Consider the following 1,099-nt stretch of genomic DNA (forward strand, 5'->3'; position numbering starts at 1 on the left):
TGTATTGGTTCAGTACATCGTGAGCATCCATACATAAACATTATATCACATCCCATATGCAATATCTGCTGGAGTTTTAAATCTTAGTCCTTGATGTGGTCTAATGTAGTTATACTTCCTTATATACCTGCTTAATCTCTTATTTAATTCCTCTATGCTGTAATCTAATCCCTCTATTAGCCACAATTCCTCCTCTATCGTCCTTATTAATCTCTCTACATATGCATTTGTCTTAGGACTCCTTGGATAGCTATAGTAATGCTCTATCCCTATATCTTCTAAATATTTATGAAACTCCCCTAAAAATTCACTACCATTATCCGTCTGTATCTTTTTTATCTTAAATTCAAACCTGTCTATTAATTCTTTCAAAAATTCTTTTGCATTTTTTGAGCTTTTTGTCTTATATACTTTCCCATATGATAATCTACTATACTTGTCTATAGCTGTAAATTGATAGTATGTTTGCCCATCTACTATTAGATGTTTTACATCTATTTGTACTACGTCTCCTGGTTTGCTCGCTTGTAAACCTCTTTTTGTTCTCTTTTTATTTATTCTATTTTTCCTTTTTTTTTCTTCTTTTATAGTTTTTGTCCTTTCCATTAATCCGGATTCTTTTAGTACTCTATATACTGTAGATGCTGAAACATTTATATTTTTTTCTATTTTTAGATAATGTGCTATTTTTTCTTTGCTCCATGTAGGGTTCTGTTGTCTAACTTTTATTATAATTTCTCTGTATTTTTCTCTTACATCCGGTTTTCTTTTATTTTTAGGTGTTTTAGGTTTATCGTATAGTCCTTCCAATCCATCTTTTTGAAATCTTTTATACCATTTGTAGAAAGTATTTCTAGAGATACCGAAATATCTACACGTTTTGGAAATATTTTTAGTTTTTTGGAAATAGCTAATCCATTTTAGTCTTGATTTTACTTCCTTTGTTAGTTTTAAGTCGGATATGTTTTTTGATAGTTTTTTAGGGAACAGAGAGAAGATGTAGGTACTTGTGCCTATTTTTCCTTTCATTTTATCTACCTCCTATTTTGTTTGATTATTTTATCAAGGTAGATGCTCATTGTCTATATGAACCTATACA

At 29.8% G+C, this 1,099-nt stretch carries 1 protein-coding gene; it reads right to left on the reverse strand.

All coding sequences use genetic code 11. From position 1 onward, the window contains the following. Window positions 1–45: 45 nt before the first annotated feature. Complete coding sequence (locus NE054_RS08330; protein ID WP_297890531.1) at window positions 46–1,029, reverse strand: IS481 family transposase; 984 nt, start codon at window positions 1,027–1,029, stop codon at window positions 46–48. Window positions 1,030–1,099 lie beyond the last annotated feature (70 nt).

The sequence above is a fragment of the Sulfurihydrogenibium sp. genome, assembly GCF_027448985.1.
Lineage (GTDB): Bacteria > Aquificota > Aquificia > Aquificales > Hydrogenothermaceae > Sulfurihydrogenibium.

Coding starts and splice junctions, on each gene's coding strand:
- NE054_RS08330 (WP_297890531.1), bottom strand. CDS start 1,029: ATGAAAGGAAAAATAGGCACAAGTACCTACATCTTCTCTCTGTTCCCT.